Annotated in this window: 24 protein-coding genes, 1 tRNA gene and 1 pseudogene; 15 read left to right on the top strand and 11 right to left on the bottom strand. The window is 64.9% G+C overall.

Annotated features, from left to right (window positions below; translation table 11 throughout):
• Positions 1–22 precede the first annotated feature (22 nt).
• From rpiA to Q4543_RS10110, 6 genes are all read left to right on the top strand, one after another.
• Positions 23–805 (top strand): ribose-5-phosphate isomerase RpiA, encoded by a 783-nt coding sequence (gene rpiA / locus Q4543_RS10135; RefSeq protein ID WP_303437865.1) that lies wholly within the window; start codon positions 23–25, stop codon positions 803–805.
• Between the two features lie 101 nt (positions 806–906).
• Entirely contained in the window at positions 907–2,358 is a 1,452-nt protein-coding gene (locus tag Q4543_RS10130) for an FAD-dependent oxidoreductase (RefSeq protein ID WP_303437863.1), read from the top strand.
• A 67-nt stretch (positions 2,359–2,425) separates the two neighbouring features.
• On the top strand, positions 2,426–3,568 hold the full coding sequence (hflK, locus tag Q4543_RS10125) for an FtsH protease activity modulator HflK (RefSeq protein WP_303437860.1): 1,143 nt from the start codon (positions 2,426–2,428) through the stop codon (positions 3,566–3,568).
• 3 nt (positions 3,569–3,571) lie between these two features.
• A complete protein-coding gene (gene hflC, locus Q4543_RS10120) occupies positions 3,572–4,570 on the top strand; it encodes a protease modulator HflC (RefSeq protein WP_303437858.1) in 999 nt (332 codons plus the stop codon).
• Positions 4,567–4,758, top strand: a complete 192-nt coding sequence (locus tag Q4543_RS10115; protein WP_216002893.1) for a DUF2065 domain-containing protein — start codon at positions 4,567–4,569, stop codon at positions 4,756–4,758. The genes hflC and Q4543_RS10115 overlap by 4 nt, the downstream gene beginning before the upstream one ends.
• A 336-nt stretch (positions 4,759–5,094) precedes the next feature.
• Positions 5,095–6,540, top strand: a complete 1,446-nt coding sequence (locus Q4543_RS10110; protein ID WP_303437889.1) for a DegQ family serine endoprotease — start codon at positions 5,095–5,097, stop codon at positions 6,538–6,540.
• 167 nt (positions 6,541–6,707) lie between these two features.
• Here the strand turns inward: Q4543_RS10110 and Q4543_RS10105 are convergent, their stop codons facing one another.
• Complete coding sequence (locus Q4543_RS10105; protein ID WP_216002891.1) at positions 6,708–7,232, bottom strand: peptidoglycan-binding domain-containing protein; 525 nt, start codon at positions 7,230–7,232, stop codon at positions 6,708–6,710.
• A gap of 204 nt (positions 7,233–7,436) precedes the next feature.
• Here Q4543_RS10105 and Q4543_RS10100 point away from each other — a divergent pair, with 204 nt between their 5' ends.
• From Q4543_RS10100 to Q4543_RS10085, 4 genes are all read left to right on the top strand, one after another.
• Entirely contained in the window at positions 7,437–7,760 is a 324-nt protein-coding gene (locus Q4543_RS10100) for a 2Fe-2S iron-sulfur cluster-binding protein (RefSeq protein ID WP_216002890.1), read from the top strand.
• A 29-nt stretch (positions 7,761–7,789) separates the two neighbouring features.
• Positions 7,790–8,497 (top strand): VCBS repeat-containing protein, encoded by a 708-nt coding sequence (locus tag Q4543_RS10095; RefSeq protein WP_303437852.1) that lies wholly within the window; start codon positions 7,790–7,792, stop codon positions 8,495–8,497.
• Positions 8,498–8,573: 76 nt separating this feature from the next.
• Positions 8,574–9,395 (top strand): TIGR00282 family metallophosphoesterase, encoded by an 822-nt coding sequence (locus tag Q4543_RS10090; protein WP_303437850.1) that lies wholly within the window; start codon positions 8,574–8,576, stop codon positions 9,393–9,395.
• 80 nt (positions 9,396–9,475) lie between these two features.
• Positions 9,476–11,260 carry an SLC13 family permease gene (locus Q4543_RS10085; RefSeq protein ID WP_216002888.1) on the top strand — a complete coding sequence of 595 codons (1,785 nt, stop codon included), beginning with the start codon at positions 9,476–9,478 and terminating at the stop codon, positions 11,258–11,260.
• A 27-nt stretch (positions 11,261–11,287) separates the two neighbouring features.
• On the opposite strand, the gene Q4543_RS10080 is transcribed toward Q4543_RS10085, so the two are convergent.
• Positions 11,288–12,028 (bottom strand): glutamine amidotransferase, encoded by a 741-nt coding sequence (locus Q4543_RS10080; protein WP_303437846.1) that lies wholly within the window; start codon positions 12,026–12,028, stop codon positions 11,288–11,290.
• 82 nt (positions 12,029–12,110) lie between these two features.
• On the opposite strand from Q4543_RS10080, the gene Q4543_RS10075 reads away from it, so the two are divergent.
• Positions 12,111–13,343, top strand: coding sequence for a putative DNA modification/repair radical SAM protein (locus tag Q4543_RS10075; protein WP_303437887.1), 1,233 nt, complete (start codon positions 12,111–12,113; stop codon positions 13,341–13,343).
• Positions 13,343–14,818 (top strand): UdgX family uracil-DNA binding protein, encoded by a 1,476-nt coding sequence (locus tag Q4543_RS10070; protein WP_303437842.1) that lies wholly within the window; start codon positions 13,343–13,345, stop codon positions 14,816–14,818. The genes Q4543_RS10075 and Q4543_RS10070 overlap by 1 nt, the downstream gene beginning before the upstream one ends.
• 49 nt (positions 14,819–14,867) lie before the next feature.
• On the opposite strand, the gene Q4543_RS10065 is transcribed toward Q4543_RS10070, so the two are convergent.
• Genes Q4543_RS10065 through Q4543_RS10050 form a run of 4 tightly spaced genes read right to left on the bottom strand, consistent with a single transcriptional unit; the run spans position 14,868 to position 18,703 of the window.
• On the bottom strand, positions 14,868–15,986 hold the full coding sequence (locus Q4543_RS10065) for a DNA polymerase III subunit delta' (RefSeq protein ID WP_303437840.1): 1,119 nt from the start codon (positions 15,984–15,986) through the stop codon (positions 14,868–14,870).
• Complete coding sequence (gene tmk / locus Q4543_RS10060) at positions 15,983–16,609, bottom strand: dTMP kinase (RefSeq protein ID WP_216002884.1); 627 nt, start codon at positions 16,607–16,609, stop codon at positions 15,983–15,985. The genes Q4543_RS10065 and tmk overlap by 4 nt, the downstream gene beginning before the upstream one ends.
• Positions 16,606–17,787, bottom strand: a complete 1,182-nt coding sequence (locus tag Q4543_RS10055) for a D-alanyl-D-alanine carboxypeptidase family protein (RefSeq protein ID WP_303437835.1) — start codon at positions 17,785–17,787, stop codon at positions 16,606–16,608. The genes tmk and Q4543_RS10055 overlap by 4 nt, the downstream gene beginning before the upstream one ends.
• Positions 17,788–17,830: 43 nt before the next feature.
• Positions 17,831–18,703, bottom strand: a complete 873-nt coding sequence (locus Q4543_RS10050) for an SPOR domain-containing protein (protein ID WP_303437884.1) — start codon at positions 18,701–18,703, stop codon at positions 17,831–17,833.
• A gap of 298 nt (positions 18,704–19,001) precedes the next feature.
• On the opposite strand from Q4543_RS10050, the gene Q4543_RS10045 reads away from it, so the two are divergent.
• Positions 19,002–19,091 (top strand) — tRNA-Ser (locus tag Q4543_RS10045).
• 270 nt (positions 19,092–19,361) lie between these two features.
• On the opposite strand, the pseudogene Q4543_RS10040 reads toward Q4543_RS10045, so the two are convergent.
• A pseudogene (locus Q4543_RS10040) lies at positions 19,362–20,308 on the bottom strand (transposase).
• Between the two features lie 17 nt (positions 20,309–20,325).
• Between Q4543_RS10040 and Q4543_RS10035 the strand changes: the two are divergent.
• Both Q4543_RS10035 and Q4543_RS10030 read left to right on the top strand, forming a co-directional pair.
• A complete protein-coding gene (locus Q4543_RS10035) occupies positions 20,326–20,757 on the top strand; it encodes a hypothetical protein (RefSeq protein ID WP_303437833.1) in 432 nt (143 codons plus the stop codon).
• A 594-nt stretch (positions 20,758–21,351) separates the two neighbouring features.
• The gene (locus Q4543_RS10030; RefSeq protein ID WP_303437831.1) at positions 21,352–22,587 is read left to right on the top strand and encodes a GAF domain-containing sensor histidine kinase; all 1,236 of its coding nucleotides are present in this window, start codon (positions 21,352–21,354) and stop codon (positions 22,585–22,587) included.
• 213 nt (positions 22,588–22,800) lie between these two features.
• Here the strand turns inward: Q4543_RS10030 and Q4543_RS10025 are convergent, their stop codons facing one another.
• The 4 genes from Q4543_RS10025 to Q4543_RS10010 all read right to left on the bottom strand — a co-directional run bounded on the left by Q4543_RS10025 (position 22,801) and on the right by Q4543_RS10010 (position 25,716).
• Entirely contained in the window at positions 22,801–23,781 is a 981-nt protein-coding gene (locus Q4543_RS10025) for a LysR substrate-binding domain-containing protein (protein ID WP_303437828.1), read from the bottom strand.
• 150 nt (positions 23,782–23,931) lie between these two features.
• On the bottom strand, positions 23,932–24,138 hold the full coding sequence (locus tag Q4543_RS10020) for a hypothetical protein (RefSeq protein WP_303437826.1): 207 nt from the start codon (positions 24,136–24,138) through the stop codon (positions 23,932–23,934).
• Between the two features lie 31 nt (positions 24,139–24,169).
• Complete coding sequence (locus Q4543_RS10015; RefSeq protein ID WP_303437824.1) at positions 24,170–24,916, bottom strand: ABC transporter permease; 747 nt, start codon at positions 24,914–24,916, stop codon at positions 24,170–24,172.
• Between the two features lie 5 nt (positions 24,917–24,921).
• Positions 24,922–25,716: an ABC transporter ATP-binding protein gene (locus Q4543_RS10010; protein WP_303437823.1), complete on the bottom strand. Its 795-nt coding sequence runs from the start codon at positions 25,714–25,716 to the stop codon at positions 24,922–24,924.
• Positions 25,717–25,737 lie beyond the last annotated feature (21 nt).

Below are 25,737 nucleotides of genomic sequence, written 5' to 3'. Positions count from 1 at the left end.
ACGTGGATTCTAGGAGACCATCATGACCGGAGAACTTTCGCCCATCGACAAGGCCAAATTCGTCGCTGCCAAACGTGCCGCGGCCTTTGTCGAGGATGGCATGAGGGTTGGTCTTGGCACCGGGTCCACCGCCGCGTGGCTGGTGCGCTGTCTGGGCGAGCGGGTTCGCGAAGAGGGGCTGTTCTTCAAGGGCGTGCCGACCTCGACCCGCACCGCGGATCTGGCCCGCGAGGTTGGCATCGAGGTGATCACGCTGGAAGAGGCGCGCTGGCTTGACCTGACCATCGACGGCGCCGATGAATTCGACGGCGAGCTGAACCTGATCAAGGGTGGCGGCGGCGCGCTGCTTCAGGAAAAGATCGTCGCCACCGCGTCGGACCAGATGGTGGTCATCGCCGATGCCGCCAAGGAGGTCGAGACGCTCGGGGCGTTTCCGCTGCCGGTCGAGGTGATCCGGTTCGGCTGGACCGCGACGCAGGCGCTTCTGGAAGAGGCGCTGGTGTCGATGGATGTCATGAACCGCGACAGCACGCTGCGGATGAACGGCGACACGCCCTATCTGACCGACGAGGGCAATTTCATCCTTGATCTGCACCTGGCGCGCATTGGCGATCCGCGTCAGATGGCGCTGATCCTCAATCAGATCCCCGGCATCGTGGAAAACGGGCTGTTCATCGACATCTGCGATCGAGTGGTGATCGGTTATGCCGATGGCCGGGTGGAAACCCGCGACATCAACGCTGGCACCGTCGAAGAGCACCGGATGGAATTCGCCGAAGGCGACAATCTGTTCCGCGATATCTGAGAACGGGCCTCGGCTCTGGTCCCCGGCTCTGGTCATCGACGCGGCCCTGTGGGATACCCTTGTCCGAAGCAAAGACAGTGCCAGGATACGGGAACGCGACAATGACCGACTTTGACTATGATCTCTTTGTCATCGGTGGCGGCTCTGGCGGCGTGCGCGCGGCGCGCGTTGCAGCATCCGAGACAGGGGCCAGGGTCGCATTGGCCGAAGCGGATCGCTACGGCGGCACCTGCGTGATCCGCGGCTGCGTGCCCAAGAAGCTGATGGTGTTCGCCTCGGAATATGGCAACATCGTCTCCGACGCCGCCGGCTATGGCTGGACCTACGGCGAAGGCACGTTCGACTGGTCGGCCTTTCAGGGCAAACTCGGGGCAGAGCTCGACCGGCTTGAGGGCATCTACCGCAAGCTGCTTGGCAATGCCGGGGTCACCAGCTTTGATGCGCGCGCCAGCGTGTCGGGCCCCAACAGCGTGACCCTCTCGACCGGAGAAAGCTTTACCGCCAAGCATATCCTCATCGCCACCGGCGGGCGCCCGGTGCGCCCCGAGGTGCAAAACGCCCATCTGGGCATCGTCAGCGACGATATCTTCAACCTGCCCAAGCTGCCGAAAAGCATACTGATCGTTGGCGGCGGCTATATCGCGTCGGAATTCGCCTGCATCCTGCACGGGCTTGGTGTCGAGGTGACGCAATTCTACCGCGGCGCGCAGATCCTGCGCGGCTTTGACGAAGAAGCGCGCGGCCTGATTTCCGACGCCATGCAGGAACGTGGCATCAAGCTGCACCTTGGCACCGACATCGTCGAAATGCGCTGCGCCACCGCCGAGGATCTGGCCGGCGAAAGCCAAGGCGCGGTGCCGATGGGCACACCGATGCACGAAGCCAGCGTCGAGTCGCCGCAAGGCGCGGACGGTCCGATCTGGGTCAAGGCGACCAATGGCGAAACCCGGGTCTTTGACCTTGTGTTCTTTGCCACCGGGCGCAAGCCAAACACCGATGGAATCGGCCTGCAAGAGGCGGGCGTGGAACTTGGCCGCAAGGGCGAGGTGATCGTCGACGAATACAGCCGCACCGCCGTGCCCTCGATCTGGGCCATTGGCGATGCCACCGACCGGGTCAACCTGACCCCGGTGGCGATCCGCGAGGGCATGGCTTTTGTCGAAACCGCCTTCAAGGACAACCCCACGCCGGTCGATCACGATCTGATCCCGTCGGCGGTGTTCACCCAGCCGGAATTCGGCACCGTGGGCCTGTCCGAGGAAGACGCCCGTGAAAAAGGCCCGATCGAGGTCTATTCGACCTCGTTCCGCCCCATGATGACCTCTTTCGCGGGGCGGCCTGCCCGGGTGCTGATGAAGCTCATCGTCTGCAAAGACACCCGCCGCGTTCTGGGCTGCCACATCGTGGCCCCCGGCGCTGGCGAAATGATCCAGCTTGCGGGCATCGCCATCAAGATGGGCGCCACCAAGGAAGACTTTGACCGGACCGTCGCGGTGCATCCGACCATGTCCGAAGAGATCGTTACGATGCGCAATCCGACCCGCACGGCTTGAAACCGGCGGCAGAATACACAGGTTACGCTGGACAAGGGAGTCCAGAGGGAAAGAGGGACAGGAGTACATGGCAGGAAACGGCGGCGGCCCCTGGGGTGGCGGTGGAAATCAGGGCGGCTCTCGCCCGCCATCGAATGGCGGCGGCGGGAATCGCGGCGGGCGCAAGCCCGAGGATCCGCAGATCCCCGAGATCGACGAGCTGATGAAAAAAGGCCAGGAACGGCTGCGCGTGCTTATGGGCGGGCGCGGTGGCGGCAATGGCAGCGCGCCTTCGGGCGGGTCTGGCGGGCCGGGCTTTGGCAAGGGCACCGTGGCGCTGGCGGCGCTTGGCGCTCTCGCGCTCTGGGCCTACATGAGCTTTTACACCGTGCGCCCCGAAGAACAGTCTGTTGAGCTGTTTCTCGGCAAGTACAGCTCGACCGGCGATCCCGGTCTGAACTTTGCGCCATGGCCATTTGTCACCGCCGAGGTGGTGAACGTGACATCGGAACGCACCGAGACCATCGGCGGCGGGCGCAACGGCAATTCCGAAGGGCTGATGCTGACCACCGATGCCAATGTGGTGGACATCGAATTTCAGGTGGTCTGGAACATCTCTGATCCGTCCCGCGTGCTGTTCAACATCCGCGATCCGCAGCTGACGGTTCAGGCGGTGTCCGAGGCGGTGATGCGCGAGATCATCGCCGCATCGAACCTTGCGCCGATCCTCAACCGTGACCGGGGCCTGATTGCCGACACCGCGATGGATGTGATCCAGGCGACGCTGGACGAATATGAAAGCGGCATCAACGTGGTGCGGGTCAACCTTGATACGGCCGACCCACCGCGCGAGGTCATCGACGCCTTCCGCGAAGTGCAGGCCGCCGAGCAGGAGCGCGACCGGCTGGAACGCCAGGCCGACGCCTATGCCAACCGGGTCGTCGCCGAAGCCCGCGGTGACGCGGCACAGATCCGCGAAGAAGCCGAAGGCTATCGCGCGCAGCAGGTCAACCAGGCGGTTGGTGAGGCCAGCCGGTTCTCGGCGGTGCGCACCGAATACGTCAAGGCCCCCGAAGTCACCCGCCGCCGTCTCTATCTCGAGACCATGGAGCGCGTGCTGGGCGATGTCGACAAGACCATCCTCGATGGCTCTCTGACCGACGGCGGGCAGGGCGTGGTGCCTTATCTGCCGCTCAATGAGCTGAACCGTCGTCCGGCAGGGGGGAACTGATCCATGCGCAAGACAGCTTATATTCTGCCCGCGGTGGTCGTGGCTCTGGTGCTGGTGCTATCGTCGATCTTTGTGGTCGACGAGCGTGAAAAGGCGCTGGTGCTTCAGTTTGGCCAGATCAAGGCCGTCAAGGAAGACCCGGGCCTCGCCTTCAAGATCCCGTTCATCCAGGAGGTCGTGTATTATGACGACCGCATCCTGTCGCTGGACACCGACACCATCGAGGTCACGCCGTCCGATGACCGCCGCCTCGTGGTCGATGCCTTCGCGCGCTACCGGATCGCCAATGTCGTGCAATTCCGTCAGGCCGTCGGCGTGGGCGGGCTGCGCACTGCCGAGGATCGCCTGTCGGGCATTCTCAACGCGCAGATCCGCGAAGTTCTGGGTGCCGATCAGGTCACATCCGACGTGATCCTGTCGGCTGACCGTCGCCAGTTCTCGAACCGCATCCGCGATGCGGCGCGGGCCTCGGCACTGTCGCTCGGGCTTGATGTGGTCGATGTGCGGCTCAAGCAGACCAACCTGCCGTCGCAGAACCTCGAAGCGACCTTTGCCCGGATGCGCGCCGAGCGGGAACGCGAAGCCGCCGACGAGATCGCGCGCGGTAACGAGGCGGCGCAGCGTGTGCGCGCGCTGGCGGATCGTACCGTGGTGGAAACCCGCTCCGAAGCGCAGCGTGATGCCGATGTGACCCGCGGTGAAGCCGACGCCGAACGCAACGGCATCTTTGCAGAAGCCTACGGCGCTGACCCGGAGTTCTTTGCCTTCTATCGCTCGCTTCAGGCCTATGAGGCGGCGCTTCAGGGCGACAACTCGACCTTGGTCATGACGCCGGACTCGGAGTTCTTCGAGTACTTCAAGAGTCAGGGCGAGATGGTTCCGGTGGCGCTTGAGGCCGACGCGCCTGCATCGGCCCCGGAAGAAGAGCCTGCAAGCAACGCCCCGGCAGCGCCTGCTGCTGCACCGGCCGAGCCCGCAACCGAGGCACCCGCGTCGGAATGACGGCGACGGATATCGCAACGGGGATCGCCATGGTTCTCGTGATCGAGGGGCTGGTGTACGCACTGGCCCCTTCGCTTGTCGAACGCCTGCTGGAGGCGCTTCGTATGATGCCCATCGAGGCACGCCGCGCCCTTGGTCTGGCCTCGCTGGCGACAGGTCTGGTTCTGCTTTGGATGTTTCACGGCTGAGCCGCCCGTCTTCCGCTGCGCGGCAATGCGTCGCAACGGGTGGGGTGTCCGACCGGATCCGGGTTCTCGCCGGATCGGTATCCGGCAATCGCCCCACGTAGAAACAAGGCTCGGCAGTTCCCTGCAGTGGCTTGGCACCTGCCTTTTCCGGCTGCGTCATCGCGGTTCGGGCACGCGCTTTCACATGCGCTTGATGACGTTGCAACCTTTTATGACGTGGTTCTGCCGGATCACTATGTTAGCCTCGTTGAAGATAGGGCAGGACGACCGCGCACGCGGGGCATGGTGCCTGTCGCAATATAGGAGTTCCAGGTGAAACCCTTAACACTTGCTGAAATACAAGGCTCTCGGCCGCTCCGGTTATTCTGGATCGCGTCACTGTCGATTTTTCTGATCGTGTCACAGTCGTTGATGGCCCGTGCGCAGAGCATGCCCGACAGCTTTGCCGATCTTGCCGAGCGCATCAGCCCGGCGGTGGTCAACATCACGACCTCGACCATGGTCGCCGGGCGCACCGGGCCGCAGGGCATCGTGCCCGAGGGCTCTCCGTTCGAGGATTTCTTCCGCGAATTTCAGGACCGTAACGGCGGTGATCGGTCTCAACCGCGCCGCTCCTCGGCTCTGGGCTCGGGCTTCGTGATTTCCGAGGACGGCTACATCGTCACCAACAACCACGTCATCGACGGCGCCGACGAGATCACCATCGAGTTCTTCGAAGGCTTTACCCTGCCGGCGACGCTGGTGGGCACCGATCCCAACACCGATATCGCGCTGCTCAAGGTCGAGGCAGACTCGCCGCTGAAATTCGTCTCGTTCGGCGACAGCGACGCCTCGCGCGTCGGCAACTGGGTGCTGGCGATGGGCAACCCGCTGGGGCAGGGGTTCTCGGTCTCTGCCGGGATCGTCTCGGCGCGCAACCGGGCGCTGTCGGGCACCTATGACGATTACATCCAGACCGACGCGGCGATCAACCGCGGCAATTCGGGCGGGCCGCTGTTCAACATGAAGGGCGAGGTGATCGGCGTGAACACCGCGATCCTGTCGCCGAACGGCGGTTCGATCGGCATCGGCTTCTCGATGGCGTCGAACGTGGTGCAGAAGGTCGTCGCCCAGCTCAAGGAATATGGCGAGACCCGCCGGGGCTGGCTTGGGGTGCGCATTCAGGACGTGACGCCGGATATGGCCGAAGCGCTTGGCCTTGCCTCTGCCAGCGGCGCGATGGTGTCCGACGTACCCGAGGGCCCGGCCATGGATGCCGGCATGAAGGCCGGCGATGTCATCGTCAAGTTCGACGGTCGCGACGTGTCCGACACCCGCGAGCTGGTCCGTGCTGTCGGCAATACCGAAGTGGGCAAATCGGTGCGCGTCGTGGTCAATCGCGGTGGCAACACCGAGACGCTGCTGATCACCCTTGGCCGGCGCGAAGAAGCCGAGCGCAGCTTCCCGGCCAGCCAGCAGTTGGCCCCGGAAGAGCCCGCCGAAACCCAGCTGATGGGGCTGACCCTGTCGCCACTGACCACCGATCTGCGCGCCGAGCTGGGCCTTTCGGAAAGCGATAAGGGCCTTGCCGTGCTCGCGGTCGACGAGGGGGCGGAAGCCTTTGAAAAGGGTCTGCGTCAGGGCGATGTGATCACCGAAGCCGGTCAGGCGCAGGTGATGAGCGTGACCGATCTGCAAGACAAGATCGACGAGGCGCGCGAGGCGGGCCGCAAGTCGATCCTGCTGCTGGTGCGTCGCGGCGGCGATCCGCGCTTTGTGGCACTGTCGCTTGACGAAAGTTGAGTTCGGGTCTTTTTGACCGACGATTGGGCGCGGCTGTGAGGCCGCGCCCTTTTCATGATCTGGGCTCTGACGTGGCCCCATGTGGTCTGACCGGCTCTGTTCTGACCCGCTTGCGGACCGCCCGGAAGGGACGGCGGGTTCAGGCCAATTCGATCAGACCATATCGATCAGGCCGGTTCGATCTGGTCGATCGGGGTTGCGATGATGCCGAGAAAGCGTGCGGTTTCCAGCGACAGCTGGCCGCTGGGCAATCCGCGTTCGGTTTGCCATGTGCGGATTGCGGCGGTGGTCGGCGCATCGAGCATGCCGCTCACCGGCCCGTGGAACACGCCGCGCGCGGCCAGTGCGCGTTGCAACGTCGAGACGAAGTCGGTGGTGAAATCCTCGGGGCAGGGGCTGGCGAAGATCAGCTCTTCGCGGGGCGTGACGACGCGCGGCACCGGGGCGCGCCGATAAATCGGCGGGCGCAGGACGGTGCCATCCTCGGCGATCTCGGCCTGCACCACCTGCACTTCGCCCATCACATGTTCATAGACCGCCGGCGTGACCTCGCGCGCTTGGCAAGTGCCATCGGCAAGCCGCTCGGGGCGGGGGGCGTCGATGTCTGGCCATGGGTTGTCATCGGGCATCGCGCCGGTGCAGGCGACAAGGCACGACGCCAGCAGGGCGGCAAGGAATGGCGGGCGGATCATGCTTAGGCCTTCGGAATGGGCGCTTTGGCGGCAGGTTAGCGGGTTTGCCCCATGGGGGAAAGCGGCCCACGGGATGAGCAGCGCGCGCTGTGGTTTTCGAGAAATTTGGGCCAAGCGCATGGCGGGGGCTGGCGTATCGCAGGCGGGCTGACTAGGAACATGCGCAGCACTGCAACATCAGGACTGCCAGAAGGAACGCGTGTCATGGCGAAGATCACCTATATCGAGCACAACGGCACCGAGCACGTCGTCGAGGTCGCCACCGGGATGACCGTCATGGAAGGCGCTCGGGACAACAACATTCCGGGCATTGATGCCGATTGTGGCGGCGCCTGCGCCTGTTCCACCTGCCATGTCTATGTCCATCCCGACTGGGTCGAAAAGCTGCCCGCCAAGGATGACATGGAAGAGGACATGCTGGATTTCGCCTTTCAACCCGATCCGGCCCGCTCGCGGCTGACCTGTCAGGTCAAGGTGAGCGATGCGCTGGACGGTCTTGTCGTCCAGATGCCGGAAAAACAGATCTGAGCCGGGCGCCGCGACATCGGCCGCGCGGGTTGCGCGGTCTGGCTCGCGGCGCGTTGCTGCCGTTGTGCCTGTGGCTGGCGGGGGCTGCCGCGGCGCAGGATCCGGTTGTCGGGGCGCGGTTCGCGCTGCCGGTGACGCGATATGGTCATGATGTGCTGGGCGGCGAGGCGGAATGGGGCGAGATGCGGATCCTGCGGCTCAGCGGAGCCGAGATCGTCGTGCAACTGCCCCCCAGCGCCGTGTTCGAGGATATCGCGCCGCGTCTGGTCGATCTGGGGACGCAGACCGCCATTCTGGTCGTGCAGAGCGATCTGAGGCTTGGCGCACGCATCACGCTTTGGGGCGATGGTGGGTTGCTTGCCGCCGGGCCATATGTCGGGCAAGCCCATCGCTGGGTGGCGCCTGTCGGGGTCGGTGATCTGGACGGCGACGGCCATGTCGAGATTGCCTATGTCGATCGCCCGCATCTGGCCAAGGTCCTGCGGGTCATCCGCTACGATCCGATGTCCACGGAAATGGGCGAAGTGGCGCGTCAGCGCGGTTATTCCAACCACCGGATCGGCTGGGATCACATCGAAGGCGGGCTGCGCGATTGCGGCGACGGGCCAGAGATGGTGGTGCCCAGTGGCGACTGGGGAGATATCCGCGCCATCCGGCTGGTGCAGGGAGAGCTGATCGCGCGCCGCCTTGCGCCTTATAGCGCGGCAGGTGTGGACCGGGCCATGAGCTGCCGCTGAGCCTTTGGTGCAAAGCACGGGCTGCGGCAAAGATGGCTCTTTGCTTTCGCGCCGCGCCCGACTAAGGCAGAGCCCCATGAGATTACTGTTTCTTGGAGACGTGATGGGGCGCGCCGGGCGCGACGCCATCGCGGGAAATCTGCCGCGGCTGCGCGACGAATGGAATCTGGATTTCGTCGTGGTGAACGGCGAAAATGCCTCGAACGGAATGGGGCTGACGGGCGAGCATGCCCGCGGCATCCTGAACGCTGGGGCCGACGTGGTGACGCTGGGCGATCATGCCTTCGATCAGAAGGACATGCTGAGCTTTATCGAAAGCGAGCCGCGGGTGATCCGTCCGCTGAATTTCGCCAAGCAGGCGCCGGGGCGCGGCGCCGGGCTGTTCAGCGACCGGCGCGGGCGCAAGGTGCTGGTGACACAGGTGCTGGGGCAGGTGTTCATGAAGCGGCCCTTCGACGATCCGTTCTCGGCGATGGACGAGGTGTTGCGGCGTCATCCGCTGGGCGGGCAGGCGCAGGCGATCCTTGTGGATGTGCATTGCGAGGCGACCTCGGAGAAAATGGCGATGGGCCATTTCTGCGACGGGCGGGCCAGCATGGTGGTGGGCACGCATACCCATGTACCGACCGGGGATGCGCAGGTGCTGCCGGGCGGCACCGGGTTTCTGTCGGATGCGGGCATGTGCGGCGATTACGACAGCGTCATCGGCATGGACAAGGCCGAACCCATGCGCCGTTTCATCACCGGCATGGCCAAGGGCCGTTTTCAGCCCGCGCTTGGCGAGGCAACGCTGAGCGGACTTTACATCGAGACGGATGACCGGACCGGCAAGGCAACCTGCGTCAAGATGGTCCGTCAGGGCGGCAGGCTTGAACAAAGCGGTCCCGAAGCCCGCTGAGCCGGGCGCGCGGCGTGCTTGCGCCGGGGCCGCGAGGTCGTCAGTATGCGGCGGGTTGAACAGGGACGGACCAAACCGACATGCAGTTCATGGACCTCGGTCAGACGACACAGGCTTGGGTAGCGATTGCCACTGTCGTGGCGATGTTCATCCTTTTCGTGCGCGAGATATATCCGACAGAGGTGGTGGCTGTCGGGGGCGTTGCCGTGCTGCTGGCGCTTGGGGTTCTGCCCTATGACGCGGCGCTGTCGGTGTTGTCGAACCCGGCGCCGTGGACGATCACCGCGATGTTCATCGTGATGGGGGCGATGGTGCGCACCGGGGCGCTGGATGCCTTTGCCAGCTATGCCCAGACGCAGGTGGCGCAGCGGCCGCGACGGGCGGTGGCTTTGATCATGCTGGTGGTGATCCTCGCCTCGGCCTTCATGAACAATACACCCGTTGTGGTGATGATGCTGCCGATCTTTGTGCAGATTTCGCACGTGCTCGGGGTGCAGCCGTCCAAGCTGCTGATTCCGCTTAGCTATGCGGCGATCCTTGGTGGTACGACGACGCTGATCGGCACCTCGACCAACCTGTTGGTGGATGGCGTTGCGCGCAGCGCCGGGCTGGCCCCGTTCGGGATTTTCGAGGTGACGCCGCTGGCGGTGATCCTTGCGGCCTGGGGGATGCTGTATCTGGCGGTTGCCGGGCGGTTCCTGCTGCCCGAGCGGGTGTCGATGGCGGGCATGCTGTCGGATCGCTCGCGGATGAAATTTTTTACCGAGGCGGTGATCCCGCCGGAAAGCAACCTTGTGGGGCGCGAGGTGCTGGGTGTGCAGCTGTTCAAGCGCGACGGGGTGCGGCTGGTCGATGTGGTGCGCGGCGATCAGTCGCTGCGCCGCGACTTGCAGCAGGTGACGCTTGAGGTTGGCGATCGCGTGGTTCTGCGCACCCAGATGACCGAACTGCTCAGCCTGCAACGCAACAAGTCGCTGAAGCGGGTCAATCAGATCTCGGCCAAGGAGACGACCACGGTCGAGGTGCTGATCACACCGGGCTGCAAGATGGTTGGCCGCTCGCTCGGGGCGCTGCGTCTGCGGCGTCGCTATGGCGTCTACCCGCTGGCGGTGCATCGGCGGAACCAGAACATCGGGCGCAAGCTTGACGATCTAGTGGTGCGGGTCGGGGACACGTTGCTGCTGGAAGGCGCCCCCGAAGACATCAAGCGGCTCGCCGAAGAGATGGAACTGGTGGACGTGTCGCACCCCTCGGCGCGGGCGTTCCGCCGTGGCCATGCGCCGATCGCCATCGGAGCCATGGCCGGGATCGTGATCCTTGCCGCGCTTGGGGTGGCGCCAATTCTGGCGCTCTCGGTGATCGCGGTGGCGGTGGTGCTTCTGGCGCGCTGCATCGATGCGGATGAGGCGTTTTCCTTTGTCGAAGGCCAGCTGCTGGCGCTGATCTTTGCCATGCTCGCCATTGGCGCGGCGCTGCAAAGCTCTGGTGCGGTCGAGCTGATCGTCGGCGCGGTGGCGCCTTTCATGCAAACCCTGCCGGGGCCGCTGCTGATCTGGGCGGTGTTCCTGCTGACCTCGGTGCTGACCGAAACGGTGAGCAACAATGCCGTTGCGGTGGTGGTCACGCCGATCGCCATCAGCCTCGCGCAGGAGCTGGGCATCGATCCGCGCCCGCTGGTGGTGGCGGTGATGGTGGCTGCCTCTTGCAGCTTCGCAACGCCCATCGGCTACCAGACCAACACACTGGTTTATGGGCCCGGAGGCTACCGGTTTTCCGACTTCCTGCGGGTGGGCGTGCCGCTGAATGTGTCGGTCGGTGTGCTGACGGCGCTGATCGTTCCGCTGATCTGGCCCTTGGTGCCGTAAGGGCGCGCGGGGATTTCTGCTGAAATTCTAGGCCTTGCCGAAGCGCTGCACGAAATTTTCCAGAATACGCTCGGGCCAGACCACGTCGGCAGAGCGGCATTCGCGCACCAGGCGCTCGGCATCCTCGGGCGGGAAATAGCCCTTGTTGCGGTAGATGCGGATCCGGGTTTCAAAGCCCTGTGCGTCGGCCTCGGGATGGAATTGTGTCGCGTAGACATTGGCGCCGTAGCGCACCATCTGGAAGGGGCAGGCGGTGCCGCTCACCAGCTGGACCAATCCCGGCACCAGCTCTTCCAGCGCTTCCTTGTGGCCGACAAAGGCGTCAAAGCTCTCCGGCAGCCCGGCCAGTAGCGGATCGCTGGCGCCGTCCGGCGTGAGGGTGCAGCGCACTGCACCGACCGGCTCGCCATAGCGGCTCTTGGCGACGCGGGCGCCAAGATGCGCGCCCAGAATGCCGATGCCATAGCAGCAGCCAAGAAAGGGCACATCCTGCGCCGTGATGGCTGGCATCAGCGACAGGCAGGCGGCCTCGATCCGCGCTTCCATCGGCGATTTTTCCTGCGGTGCGTCCGACACGCAGCCCGGCCCGCCGCCCACGATCACCCCGGCATAATCGCGCGGGTCAAGCCCGGCGGGCAGGTCTTCGCAATCCAGCCGAATGCGGTGAACATCGCCGGTGTCCAGCCCGGCCTTCGACAGAAAGGCGGCGAATTCATTGTCGCTGGCCTCGGGTTCGGGGCGCAGTTGCAGGATCAGGAAGCGGCTCATGCCCTGTCCTACCCCGCCGAGCCGTTCAAGAAAAGGGGAGCAGGGCTTGCCGGTGCCCTTATGAGAACATATCATGAACGACATGGCTGGATTGACCCTTGATGAAAAGCTCGCGATTCTATCGGACGCGGCAAAATACGATGCCTCCTGCGCGTCCAGCGGCGGGCAGAAACGCAATTCGCGGGATGGCAAGGGGCTTGGCTCGACCACCGGCTCTGGCATCTGCCATGCCTACACGCCGGACGGGCGCTGCATCAGCCTGCTCAAGATCCTGATGACCAACTTCTGCATTTATGACTGTGCCTATTGCGTGAATCGCGTCAGCTCGAACGTGCAGCGGGCGCGGTTCAGCCCCGAAGAGGTGGTCCATCTGACGCTGGAATTCTACCGGCGCAATTATATCGAAGGGCTGTTCCTGTCCTCGGGCATCATCCGCAGCCCCGATGAGACCATGGCCGATATGGTGCGCATCGCGCGCAGCTTGCGATGCGAGCATCACTTTCGCGGCTACATCCATCTCAAGACCATCCCGGACGCCGACCCGATGCTGATCGAACAGGCGGGGCTTTATGCCGACCGCCTGTCGATCAATGTCGAACTGCCGACCGATGCATCGGTGAGCCGCTATGCGCCGGAAAAGAAACCTGCGCAGATCCGCAAGGCGATGGCCGACGTGCGGCTCAAGCGCGAAGAGCGCAAGGACGCCAGCTTTACCGGCAAGCGCCCGCCGCGCTTTGCCCCCGCCGGGCAATCGACGCAGATGATCGTCGGGGCGGATGGGGCGAATGATGCGCAGATCCTCAGGACCTCGACCCGGCTTTATTCCGGTTATGAGCTGCGGCGCGTGTATTATTCGGCTTTCTCGCCGATCCCCGACAGCAGCGCGGCATTGCCGCTGGTCCGCCCGCCACTGATGCGCGAGCATCGGCTGTATCAGGCGGATTGGCTGCTGCGGTTTTATGGCTTCGATCTGGCCGAGATCACCGAGGCCGCGCCGGATGGTAACCTCGATCTGGAGATCGACCCGAAGCTGGCATGGGCGCTGGCCAACCGGCACCGCTTTCCGGTGGATGTGAACCGGGCTGAACGCGAGCTGCTGCTGCGTATTCCCGGCGTCGGCACCAAGAGCACCCAGCGCATTCTGGCGACGCGCCGGCACCGGACGCTGCGCTACGAGGATCTGCGGCGCATGGGGGTGGGCCTGAAACAGGCACGGCCTTTCCTGACGGCGTTGGACTGGCACCCGCGCGGCCTTGATGCGCAGGATCTGCGGGCGCGCTTTGCACCGCCGCCCCAGCAGTTGCAGCTGATCTGATGCGCCGGGTCTGCCTGCCCGAGATCGGCACCTTTGATGCGTGGCGCAACGAAGCGCGGGCGTTGCTGGGGGCGGGCGTGCCGCCCGAAGCGGTGCTCTGGTCGCGCGGCGAGCCCGAGGCGGACTTGTTCTCCGAGCCGCTGCCAACGCCGGAGGGGGCGCCGGTGAGCGTATCAAAGGGCTTTGTCGAGCTTGCCCGGCTGGTGGTCTGGCACCGCGATCCTGAGCGCTTCGCGCGGCTTTATGCGCTGCTCTGGGCGCTTCGGGGTGAGCGACATCTTCTGGAGGATCGCGGCGATGCCCGCGTTGACCGGCTGCGCAAGATGGCCAAGGACGTCAGCCGCGACCGGCACAAGATGACGGCCTTTGTGCGCTTTCGCGAGATCGATGCGCTGGGGGCAAATCGCCGCCGCTTTGCCGCATGGTTCGAACCAACGCACCCGATCCTTGAACTGGCCGCGCCGTTCTTTGCCAACCGGTTCGGTGATATGGACTGGTCGATTTTCACCCCCGACCTGTCGGCGCATTTCGAGGCCGGGTCGCTGCGGTTTGCGCCTGCGGTGGGGCGCCCCGAGATCGGCGAGGACGCGGCCGAGGACCTCTGGCGCACCTATTTCCGCAACATCTTCAATCCGGCGCGACTGAAGGTAAAGGCGATGCAGGCAGAGATGCCGCTGAAATATTGGCGCAACCTGCCAGAGGCGGCGCTGATCCCCGAGCTGATCGCCGGGGCGCAGGCCCGCGCCGAAGAGATGGCGCGGGCTGCGCCCACGCTGCCGCCGCTGCGGGCAGAGCGCATCCTTGCGCGGGCGGCGGCGGTTCCGGTGGGGCGCGATGGATTTGTCGAGGCACTGCACGGCTGCCGGCGTTGTCCGTTGTGGGATGGCGCAACGCAGGCAGTGCCCGGCGAAGGGCCGCCCGATGCGCGGCTGATGATCGTCGGCGAGCAACCGGGCGATCAGGAGGATTTGCAGGGGCGCCCCTTTGTCGGCCCGGCTGGTCAATTGTTCGGCGCGGTGGCAGCGCGGGTGGGGTTGCGGCGCGAGCAAGCCTACGTGACAAACGCAGTGAAGCATTTCAAGTTCACTCCGCGCGGGCGGCGGCGGTTGCATCAGGCGCCGAACGCTGGCGAAATCCAGCAATGTCGCTGGTGGCTGGATCTGGAACGCGAGCGGCTGCGCCCGGCGCTGATCCTTGCCATGGGGGGCACCGCGGCGGAGAGCCTGACCGGCAGCCGAGCGCGGCTTGGTGAGCGGCGGGGCAGCGTTGAGCGGCTGGAGGATGGTACCCCGGTGCTGCTGACATGGCATCCGTCTTATTTGCTGCGCTTGCCCGACGCGCAGCGCGGCGCGGCGGAGGCAGGTTTTGAGGCGGATCTGCGGCAGGCGGCGCTTTGGCTCAGGGCGTTGCCGCGGCAGGAGAGCGAAGTCGGGGGCGCTGCCCCCCGCGCGATGCGCTCCCCCCGGGATATTTGAGGCCAGAAGAAGACTGGGCGCGGCAAGAAGACTGGGTGCGGTGATCGGATCAGGCGGCGCGAGCCAGTTGCAGCACGAGATCAAGGACCAGCGCGGCGGGGTCGACGTTGACGGCGCGGGCGTGGCGGGCGCGGTCTCCGGCGTGTTGGGCCAGATCGGCCCAACGGCGCGCGCTGTGCGGGTTCGGCGCGAGGCGGGCGAGGATTTCGGCCTCGTGCGGGGCGGCTTCGGGCGCGGGGGGCAGGCCGGTGACGCCAGTGCGGACCAGCCGGGCCATCAGCGTGTCGGTCAGGGAGAGCGCAAGATCGAGCCGTGCTTCTTTGCCCTTTCCGGCGGTGCTTTCGCCAAGCGCGATGGCGCGCGGGCGGTCGAGGCGCGGGGCGGTTCCCAGCAGCGCCACGAGATCGGCGTAGAGCCGCAGCCCGTCGTGGTTCAGCAGCCGTATCGCCGCCCCGACCGAGCCTGAGGACAGCGCGGCCAGCGCTTGCGCGTCATCGCTGCGCAGCTCCGCCCCGGCCTGACCGAGGGCGCGGGCCATGTCTTCGGCGTCGAGCGGGGCGAGGCGCAGCTCGCGGCAGCGCGAGCGGATCGTGGGCAGCAGGCGCGAGGGCTGGTGGGCGACCATCAGCAGCGTGGTATTGGCAGGCGGTTCTTCGAGCAGTTTCAGGATGGCATTGGCGGCGTTGGTGTTCAGCTCGTCCATTGCATCGACAATGACCACGCGGCGCCCGCCATCTGCGGCGGACAGGCTGAAGAAGCCTTTGAGCTTGCGCACCTCTTCGATGGTAAGCTGGGTGCGCAGGCGTTTGGCCTTGTCGTCCCAGCCGCGGCGCAGCAGGAACAGGCCGGGTTCGGACAGCGCCAGCATCCGGCGCGCGACCGGGTGATCCGGGGAAATGTCGAGCGTTGTGGGGGGCGGAGGTGCACCGAACAGCCCGTCGCCGGCATCGGGCGGCGTTGCCAGCAGGAAGCGCGCGATGCGCCATGCCAGAGTCGCCTTGCCAAGCCCCTTGGCGCCGGTGAGCAGCCAGCCGTGATGCAGCCGACCGGCGCTGTAGGCCTTTAGAAAGGTGGCCTCGGCGTTATCCTGCCCGAAGAGCCGTGCGGTTTCGCGCGGATGCGGAGCGCCGTCGACCTGATCTGGCTGGGGAAGATCGGGATCGCTCATGTATGGGCTTTCAGGGTATCCGCGATGTCTTTGGCCACCGCATCGGGGGCGCGGTTGCCGTCGATCACGGTGATGCGGTCGGGAAAATCACGCGCCAGCGCAAGGAAGCCCGCGCGCATCCGTTCCTGAAGCGGCAGGCCAAAATCCTCGAAGCGTTCCTCGGCGGTGGCACGGGCCTTGGCGCGGGTGAGCGCGGCGGCCGGGTCCATGTCGATCAGCAGCGTCAGGTCCGGCTCGACGCCGATCATCAGCGCATGCAGCGTGTCGACCGCAGCGCGCAGATCGCCCCGTGACAGGCCCTGATACATTCGCGTGCTGTCGGCGAACCGATCGCAGATCACGATGGCGCCGCGGGCCAGCGCCGGTCGGATGGTGCGTTCGAGATGATCGCGGCGGGCGGCGGTGAACAGCAGCAGCTCGGTCTCTGCCGACCAGCGATCCGGCTCGCCCTGAAGCACCAGCGCGCGGATTTCTTCGGCCCCGGCAGAGCCGCCCGGCTCGCGCGTCAGGACCACCTCGCGCCCCTCGGTACGCAGATGATCGGCCAGACGCCGCGCCTGGGTGGACTTGCCAGAGCCGTCTATGCCTTCGAAGCTGACGAACAGCCCGGGGCGCGTCGTCACATTGCCTCTCCGGTTTCGGGACCGGTTTCCTGAATGCGGCCCAGCAGCACCTGGCTGACGGTCATCATGCGCTTGCCGAAGCCGCCGCTGTTGACCTCATGCGCCGCAAACAGCGGCACCCGGTGTTCGGGCAGGCCTTCGGGGCGGATGATCAGTTCCGCCAGTTGCTGCCCGGCGGAAATCGGTGCCCGGAGCGGGCCGGTGTAGACCACCTCGGCGTCAAGCCGCGTGCCGGGGGTGACCGGCACCAGCAGCGTCACGTCTTCTTTTGCGACCAGCGCGACGCTGTCCTGCGCGCCGAGCCAGACATCGGCGCGGGTCAGCTCGGTGTCTTTCTTCAGCAATGTGCGTTCGGCGAACTGGCGGAAGGCCCAGTTGACGATGGATTCACTCTGCTCGGCGCGGCCGCGCTCGCTCTCGAGCCCGGTGATGGCGAACACAACCCGGCGCCCGTCCTGCTTGGCCGATCCGACAAGGCCATAGCCCGCCTCGGAGGTGTGCCCGGTTTTGAGCCCGTCGGCCCCGATATCGAGCTTGAGCAGCGGGTTGCGGTTGTGAATGTTCGATGGCGCGCGCCCGTCGAAGGCAAAGGTCTTTTCCGAGAAGATCGGGTAGAACTGCGGGAAATCCTCGATGATATGGCTCGCCAGCAGCGTCAGATCGCGCATCGACATGCGCTGGTTGGGGTCTGGCCAGCCGCTGGCATTGGCAAATTGCGATCCGGTCATGCCAAGCTGCTGGGCGCGGCGGGTCATCAGATCGGCAAAACCGGATTCGGTGCCATCGGGGCTGAGCGCCTCGGCGATCACGGCGCAGGCATCATTGCCCGACAGCACGATGATGCCGCGCAGCAGATCTTCGACGCGGGGCCGGTCTTGCGTGTTGAGAAACATCGTCGAGCCGCCATAGGACATGGCGTGCTGGCTGACCGGCAGGGTCTCGTCGAGCGACAGCCGCCCGTCGCGGATCGCCTCGAACGCCATGTACAGCGTCATCAGTTTTGACATCGATGCCGGCGGCAGCGACTCGTCGGCGTTCTTGGCCATCAGCACCGTGCCGGTGGTGTAATCGAGCACGAACGCGGCGCGGGCCGAGGTGTCAAAAGCGCTGGCTTGCGCAGCGACAAGCGCAAGGGCGGAGGCGGCGAACAGCCTGCGAAACGGGCGCGAAAGGGTCATCTGATGTCGTCCTCGTCTGCCGGGCAGGGGCCGCCCGGTCTGGTCAGTTGCTGACGGCGTAGGCGTCGGTGAAGCCGGCGGCCTTGATTTTCTTGAGCAGGGCATCGCGTTCCGATGCGGATTGGGCCGGGCCCACGATCACCCGCCAGAAGGTCTTGCCCGAGCTTTCCTGCTTGCGCACCGTCGGCACCATGCCCTGCTGGCGCATGGCGGTGGCAGTGTTGTCGGCGTTCTGTTCAATACTGAAGATGCCGATCTGAAGGAAGGGCTTGTCCAGCGTCGAGGCGGGCTTGGACGCGGGTTTGGCGGCCTCTGGCGTCGGTGAGGGCGCCGCCGCAGGCGCCGCGTCGATCGCGGCAGAGGCGGCACCGGCCACCGGGTCAAGCGTCGTTTCGGTGACCTCTGTCGCCTCGGGCACCGAGGCGGTTTTTTCCGCAGGCGCGGGGGCGACTTCGACCAGTTCGCGGCGCAGCGCGATCACGTCGAGGTTGGTCGGCGCACCGGCCAGCATTTCAAGCGCGGCGGCGGCATCCGAAGATACCTGAAGGCGCGGGCCGGGCGATTGACGCTCGCGGCGGAACAGCGCGCCAATGACGAACTGGCCGTTGGTCTGGTTGCGGATGATGACCCGCTCGGGGTCCTTGACGTCGGGATGCGCCACCCAGACACCGCCCAGCGACGGGCGCCCATCCCAGAGCCCGGCCTCGGTGGCATGAAAGATCTCAGGTGCTTCGATATCGCGTTCGGCGGTGGTCCCGGCGCGCGCCGCGGTCTCCTCCGCGGCCACGGTGCTGGGTTTTTGCTGCATGAAACCGGGAACCTTCATGTCGTCGCAGGCGGCGAGAGTCGTCAGCCCCGCGATCACAAAGACCAGCCGGCGCGATCTGGCCCGCCGAGAGGAAATCACCTTGCCCATGCTTCGTCCCTTGCCTGTCTTGCGGGTCTTCATGCCCTGTTTTCTGCCCGGACCTGCTGGCCCGATTGCGATTCCGATCCGCCCGCGATTCCGATCCGCCCGCGATTCCGATCCGCCCGCGAGTCCGATCCGCCCTGATCGCGGTCAGCAGATCACAGAGAATGCCCGCAGGTTTCGGCGCTGCGCCGCAGAGTAGCGGCTGGATTGCCGCATGAAAAGACCGCTTTGCGTGATCGGCAGAGTTTCCGCACGGGGGTGCTTTCAGAATCGCGTGAACGGGGGTATTGGCCGTCAGACCGGAGGTTTGGCAGAGTGGTCGAATGCGGCGGTCTTGAAAACCGTTGGGCGTGAGAGCGTCCCCAGGGTTCGAATCCCTGAGCCTCCGCCAATAGCCCTTGATTTTATTTAGAAAATTTGATGTCTGTCGGCTATACCCGCCAAAGAACCCTCCAAACGACAAGCGCTTGAACGCACCTTTATGCATCGCCCAGCGCGTTCCATGACGAATCGGGTGGTGTCGGGGTAGGCCGAGCGCATGCGACAGGTTGCACCTTCCTTCGCGCCCCGGGTACGGTCCGGCGAAATCAATCCGAGGCGCACAGGCTCCATCCGTTCCCGGGTCGATCAGATCTGGAACGCTTTCTGGTCCGGCGGGGTGTCAAATCTCCTCGCCGTCATCGAACAGCGGCGTTGTTGCGTAACTCATGCTTGAGGCCTGATGCCCCTTTCCCCGTCTGCGTCGTGCTACGCGGACGATCTCAGCGGTGCCGAGTGTATTGAGGCGGATGCGGATGTGGATTTCGGCGGTTTGTCGGTCCGGATATCTTGCGGCGCTGCGCTCGCCGAAGGCCTTGAGGCAGCGCATTTTCGCCTCGACCCGGCTTCGAACATGGTATGCGGTCCATCCACTGCCCAGCAGGCGCATCCGCAGGATGCTGCCGAGAGGGGTTCCAGAACGCCCTGCGATAGTGCCGGGTTGCGCGAAGAGGTTTGTTTCAGTTGATGGCCGCCGGGGCCGGGCAGTCCTCTTTCGACGACCGACCGTTTATGCGGATAAGGATGATCGGCGAGGCCTGACGGTCAATGATAGCGGCTTGGCAGCGACGCGTGTCATACGCGCCATCCGCTGCACGACAGGGTATTGCACATCAATGCCCGATAAGGGGACCAGCAGGTTCAAGGGGCCATCGGCGCGCCGATTTGGAATTTGAACGGCGAGCGTTCGGTGGGCTTACGTGACCCCACTCGGGCCACGGTCCCAACTCACTCTGCGGACGGCGCAAGGTCGTTTCGTCCGGCACCGCCCAGTCCAGGCTCGCCAACTTCAGCAGGCTGGCAACCATCCCGGTGGTTTGCCGGAGCAATAGCCTGAACGGGACCTTGATCGTCAGACGGAACCGGATCGCCGCATCCCATAACACCGCGGGGCGCGCGGGGCTGCCGTCATGCGGCGCGAGCCAGATCATCCCCATTTCCAGCCAGCCTCTCACACATGTAGGCATGTGCTGCCGGGCAGTGGATCGGCAGCGAGCCGCGCTTGCGAAGCGACGCCGTTTAGCTGGACTAGTCTGTCGTTCGGTAGTGGGCGAGTGCAGACTTGCCCATGCACCTCGTCTAACCGCATGGATTCACAATCTGGATCCTTCGCAGACAGAGTTCCGCAACAATGCCTCGAACGGCTCACCAGCCTTGTGTTCATCAAACGGCTCGATGACCTGCACACCGCGCACGGGCGCGTGGCTGAAGACCTTGGCCGCCCGATGGCCCGCCGCATTTTCCAGGAAAGCACCGACGACAAGGGCGATCCCTACGACAACCTCCGCTGGTGCCGCTTCCAGCACTTTGAAACGTGCGGTTTGATGCGTCTCGTCGACGAGCACGTCTTCCCCCTCCTGCGCCAGATCGGCGAAGCAGGCTCCTTCTGCGGCACCCATATGATGGACGCGCGGCCGGGCTTCTCCAATGCTAACCTGCGGGCCAAGGCCGTGCAGATACTGAACGACCTCCCCATGGAGGACCGCGACAACAAGGGCGACGTCGTTCCACGGGCATAACTTCGATGCCACCACGCCCTTTTGTGGCAGGTACTCTCCGACAGGGGGCCGGGATCTTCGCCGCCCGATCACAGCCGCCGATTGGCCGCGTCGCACGAGCAAAGTCGAGGCGGCCTATACCGCGATACCGTCACCAATCACGATGGTGTCTTACATTTAGCCGTGCATTGACGGATGCGGCAGGAAACGCGCCCATCGCCGGGCGCGCTTGAACCAGCCTGATCGGCGAGAGGATCGTGTAAAGACGACTTGTGAATCGACGTCAGAAAATGCTCTTCAACCGGTCAGATATGAGGGCAGCCACATAGACATCACGAGATGCGACGATGCCGGTCGCAGCAGCGCGGGCGATCGCACCCGAAAGGGCTGGGTCTGGCCCGTGCCGCGCCCGTGCCTCTGGCAGGGGTGAGCCGGGAGCGGCTGCGTCGGGCATGGCCCTTTTGCCGTCGCGAGATCCCGAAGAGCGGCTTTGTCGGCGTTGTTGCAGCTTTTCCACCGGGCTCAGATGTGACACTGCGTCTAAACATTCCCGCGCTCTGCGGTTAGGCTGAGGCTAATTACCTCGGCGGGACCATAGTTTCCAAGGTGATACCAATGAACGAACAAGATACGCATAGCGTTTTGCAGGATCACGCGGCGTTTTTGGCCGGAACGCACGACTTTCAGTCCGATATCGAGCGGCTCTCGGCGAGCGATCTTGTGGGGACCATCCTTGAAACCGTCATGCTTGCGACGAACATGCGTTTTGCTGGCGTTGCGCGCGTCACGGCGGACCGGTGGGTTGCCTGCCGCACAGTCGATGAGATCAGGTTCGGGATTGCCGAAGGCGATGAGATCGCCATCGAGTCGACCTTTTGCCAGAGCGTTCGCGACACCGCCGAAATGGTCATCTTCAACGATGTGGCGAGCGATCCTGACTATCAGGACCACCCCATTGCCGCGGCGTTTGGCATCGTCAGCTATGCCTCTGTGCCCATCTACCGCAGCGACGGCAGTTTCTTCGGGACTCTTTGCGCGATCGATACCGAGCCGAAGGATGTGAAAAGCCCGCGCGCCGTTGCCATGCTCAAGATGTTCGCGGAACTCATCGGGCGCAGTTTGGAGACCGAGGAAAGGCTGGAAGCACAGGAACTTATGGTTCAGCACGAACGCAGGCTTCTGCAGCTTCAAGAAGAGTTCGTGGCGATCCTCGGTCATGACCTTCGAAACCCGGTTGCGGCGCTTGGGGCAGGGGTCCGACAGCTGGACAAAGAGCCGCTGACCGGTCGCGGGCGTGATCTGCTTGCCCTCATGCTTGCGTCGCTGCGCCGGATGAACGAATTGATCGACAACATCATGCTGCACGCCAAGTCCCGGCTGGGCGGCGGAATCAGCGTCTCGGCCAAGCCGGATGCCTCCTTGACAGAGGCTCTGACACAAGTGGTCGACGAAATCCGTCTCGTGGCGCCGGATCGCGAGGTTGTCCTCGATCTCGATTTCACGCGCCCGGTCAGTTGCGATCCGGCCCGGATCGGGCAGGCGATCTCGAACCTCCTCTCCAATGCGATGACTTATGGCGCAGCGGGCACGGCAATTCGGCTTACAGGACGATGCCACGACAAGGGGGCTGTCATCGAGGTCGAGAACGAAGGAGAGACCATTCCGCCAGAGGTGCGGGACGTGCTGTTCCAGCCGTTCCGGCGCGGCAGCGAAACCGGAAGCGCCGGGCTTGGGCTTGGCTTGCACATCGCCTCGTCGATCGCGCAGGCCCATAGCGGGCGTCTGTCGGTCACCAGCAAGGGCAGAACGACGATCTTCCGGCTAGAGCTCCCCATGCTCGATGAGTCCTGACTGCGGTTTGTGGGGCTTGGCGCCGGGAAATGCCCGCTGAGAAGTCACAGCCGAGGCTCTGGCGGAATGAAAGACGAAAGCAACCAGAGGGGGGCCATCGGCGTCGATGGACACACCGAAGGTGGCGCGATACCAGACCATTGCTTGCGAACCAGACAGGGGCGCGCGACGCCGTTTCCCCGATTGCCAGCCATGACGCGCCCGCGGCGCGGCTTACAGTTTTAGCAGGCTTGCGGGCTCAGTCGCGTGGTTGGCGGCGGCGTATAGCCTTGCCTTGTCGCTGATCCAGCTCCGGAACGCCTTGATGACCGGCAGGTGCCACTGGTGATCGCGGCACAGCAGGTAGTAGCTGCCCGCGCTGCGCACCGGATCATTGCACAGGGTGACCAGCCGGCCCGAGGCAAGATCGTCTTCGACCAGAACCTTGGGCACCACAGCGATGCCGTCGCCGCGCCGGACCGCCTCGATCACCATGAAGTAATGACCGAACCTCGGCCCGTCGTGGGCGACCTCATGGGCCAGCCCGGACGCTTCGAGATAGTCCGGCCAGGCATTGGCCCGCGTGGCCATATGCAGCAACCGCTTCTTCAGCAGATCGCCGGGCGACGTGACCCCCCGCATCACGGAGGCGATGCCCACGGGCACCAGCTCATCTGCCATCAGGCGATGGGCGCGCCAGCCTTCCTGCCGCTCGGTCATCTTCAGGTCGATGCGCGCGGCGTTGGTGGGAGCATCGTCATCGCCGAGGTTGCCGACGCGGATCGCAAGATCGGTATCCTCGCGCGAGAAATCCACCGCTCCGATACCGGTCAGCAGATGCACCTCGATGGCCGGGTTCGCCGAGGAAAAATCTTCGAGGCGCGGCATCAGCCAGTTCATCGCGAAGGTGGGCAAGGCGCTGATCGTGAGCACCCCGCCAGCTGTGCGCCGATCAACCCGCCCGACGCTCTGTTCAAGCTGGTCGAGCGCGCTGCGCACGCCGCTCAGCAGCACATGCCCTTCATGGGTCAGGTCGATGCGGCGCACGCTTCGGATGAACAGCTCGACCCCGATTTCGGCCTCGAGCGCCCGGACGTGGCGCGAAACGGCACCCTGCGTGACATTCAGTTCGGCGGCGGCGGCGGTGAAGCTCAGGGTGCGCGCGGTGGCTTCGAACGCCCGGAGGGCATTCAGCGAAGGCAGTCTGCGCCGCATGGAAAAACCCCTTGGTCCGCCGATGATCGGCGCAGGCTAGGCGGCGCGGACAGGCAGGCTCAAGACATGCGCGCTGTCTTGGGCGGTGTCCCGGGCGCAGCCGACAGGGCGTTGCCCAAGAAAGCAGCATTGGCGGCAAGGTGGCGTGACTCAGTGGCCCTGCGCCGCTTCGATGATCGTGGCGGCGTCGATTGCATCGTGGGCGCAGATCCGATGCCCCGGCAGGGCCGCTGCAATGGCGCTACGGGGTCCGCCCCCGGCAAGCATGGCGGCCGATACGGCCCGGACAGCAGCTTTTCCGGCAACGCCGCCGCAGTCATCGACGTGGCAGACCGGGTGGAACAGGGGCAAGGTCATTCAGGGCGGCTTTGATCGGGCCGGGCGCGGCCTACCATTTGACAAAGCGGCGTTGTGCCAGCCTCATCAACTGCTCGGCAATCAGCAGCACGAAGACGAACAGCATCAGCCACGCCAGCAGAAGCTGGATGTTGTAGATGTCATAGCCTGTCTTGACCTGCCAGCCGATGCCGTTGGGAAAGCCAAAGATCTCGGACAGGAAGGCAACCTTCCACGACAGGGTGAAGGCGACGCGCCCGGCGGCCAGCAGCGGCGGTACCAGAAAGGGCAGGTACATGCCCGTCACCCGCTCGCGCAGGCCGATCTTGAACGAGTCCGCCATCTCGGTCAGCTCGTCCTCGAAATCGCCCATCGCATCGCGAACGTAGGTGCCGACCACCGGCATCACCACAAGCCCGACCAGCAGGATCACGGTGAAGTTGGTCCGCCCGAACGAGATCAGGAACAGGAAGATAAGGATCAGCGTCGGCGTGAAGATCGAGATTTGCAACAGCCACAGCGTCAGCTCGCGGAAGGTGCGCGACAGCGCCGCGGCGATGCCATAGCCAGTGCCCAGCACCATGCCGAGGCCAAAGCCGGCAAGGGTGCGGCCCAGCGTCTCGCCCAGCGGTCCGAACGCCCGGCCGCTGAAGATCAGCTCGCCCAGCGTGCCAAACACCAGCCAAGGCCCGGGCAGGGCGCGCATATCGACGATGACGGCGGCAAGCGCCCAGACCGCCAGAATGGTGACGATCGAGGCGATCTGCGCCAGCGCGGCGGGGGTATCAAAACGGGCCATGCGGTTCAGAACCCGATCCCGGCGCGTTCCGCGAAGGCGTGGCGCAGTTGCTTTTCCACGCCGATCACCTCGTCGCTGTCCATCCGGCGCGGCCATGGCAGATCGACCTTACGGCGCAGGCAGATCGTGGATGGGGCGGGGGTCAGCATGATGATGTCGGTGGCAAGCTGCGCCGCCTCCGATATGTCATGCGTGACGAAAACAATGGTGCGGCGCTCTTCTTCCGAGGTCCACAGGCTGGTCAGCAACCGGCGCATCTCGGCGGCGGTGATCTCGTCCAGATGGCTGAACGGCTCGTCCATCAGCAGGATCTGCGGCTCGTTCACCCAAGCCCGCACGATCGAGGCGCGCTGGCGCATCCCGCCCGAGACCTGATGCGGGTAAAGGTGCTGCGCATCCCCAAGGCCGACCGCGTGAAAATACTTGTCGATCAGCTCTTTCCAGCGCTCGCGGGGCTGAACGCCAAGACCGCGCAAACCGAATTCTGCATTCTCGGCGAGGGTCTTCCAGCGCAGCAGGCGCGGCCCCTGAAAGACATAGGCCATCTGGCGCGACAGATCCGGCTTGGCGCGCAGGTCCGTTCCGTCGATGACGATGCCACCGGCCTTGTCGGGGCTCAGCAACCCGTTGATGATATTCAGCAACGTGGACTTGCCGCAGCCCGAGGGGCCCAGCAGCACGGTAAAGCTGCCCTTTTCGATTTGCAGCGAGAAATCTTCGTAGATTACCTTGCGCCCATCGGGACGGCTGGCATCGGGGAAGGACAGGTCGATGTTGTCGAGGGAAACCTTGGGGGTCATCTGGCAAAGCCTTGGGTTGTG

Source organism: Salipiger sp. 1_MG-2023 (assembly GCF_030547555.1).
GTDB lineage: Bacteria > Pseudomonadota > Alphaproteobacteria > Rhodobacterales > Rhodobacteraceae > Salipiger.
Note: the sequence above shows the minus strand (reverse complement) of the source record. Positions and strands in the feature narration are given on the sequence as shown.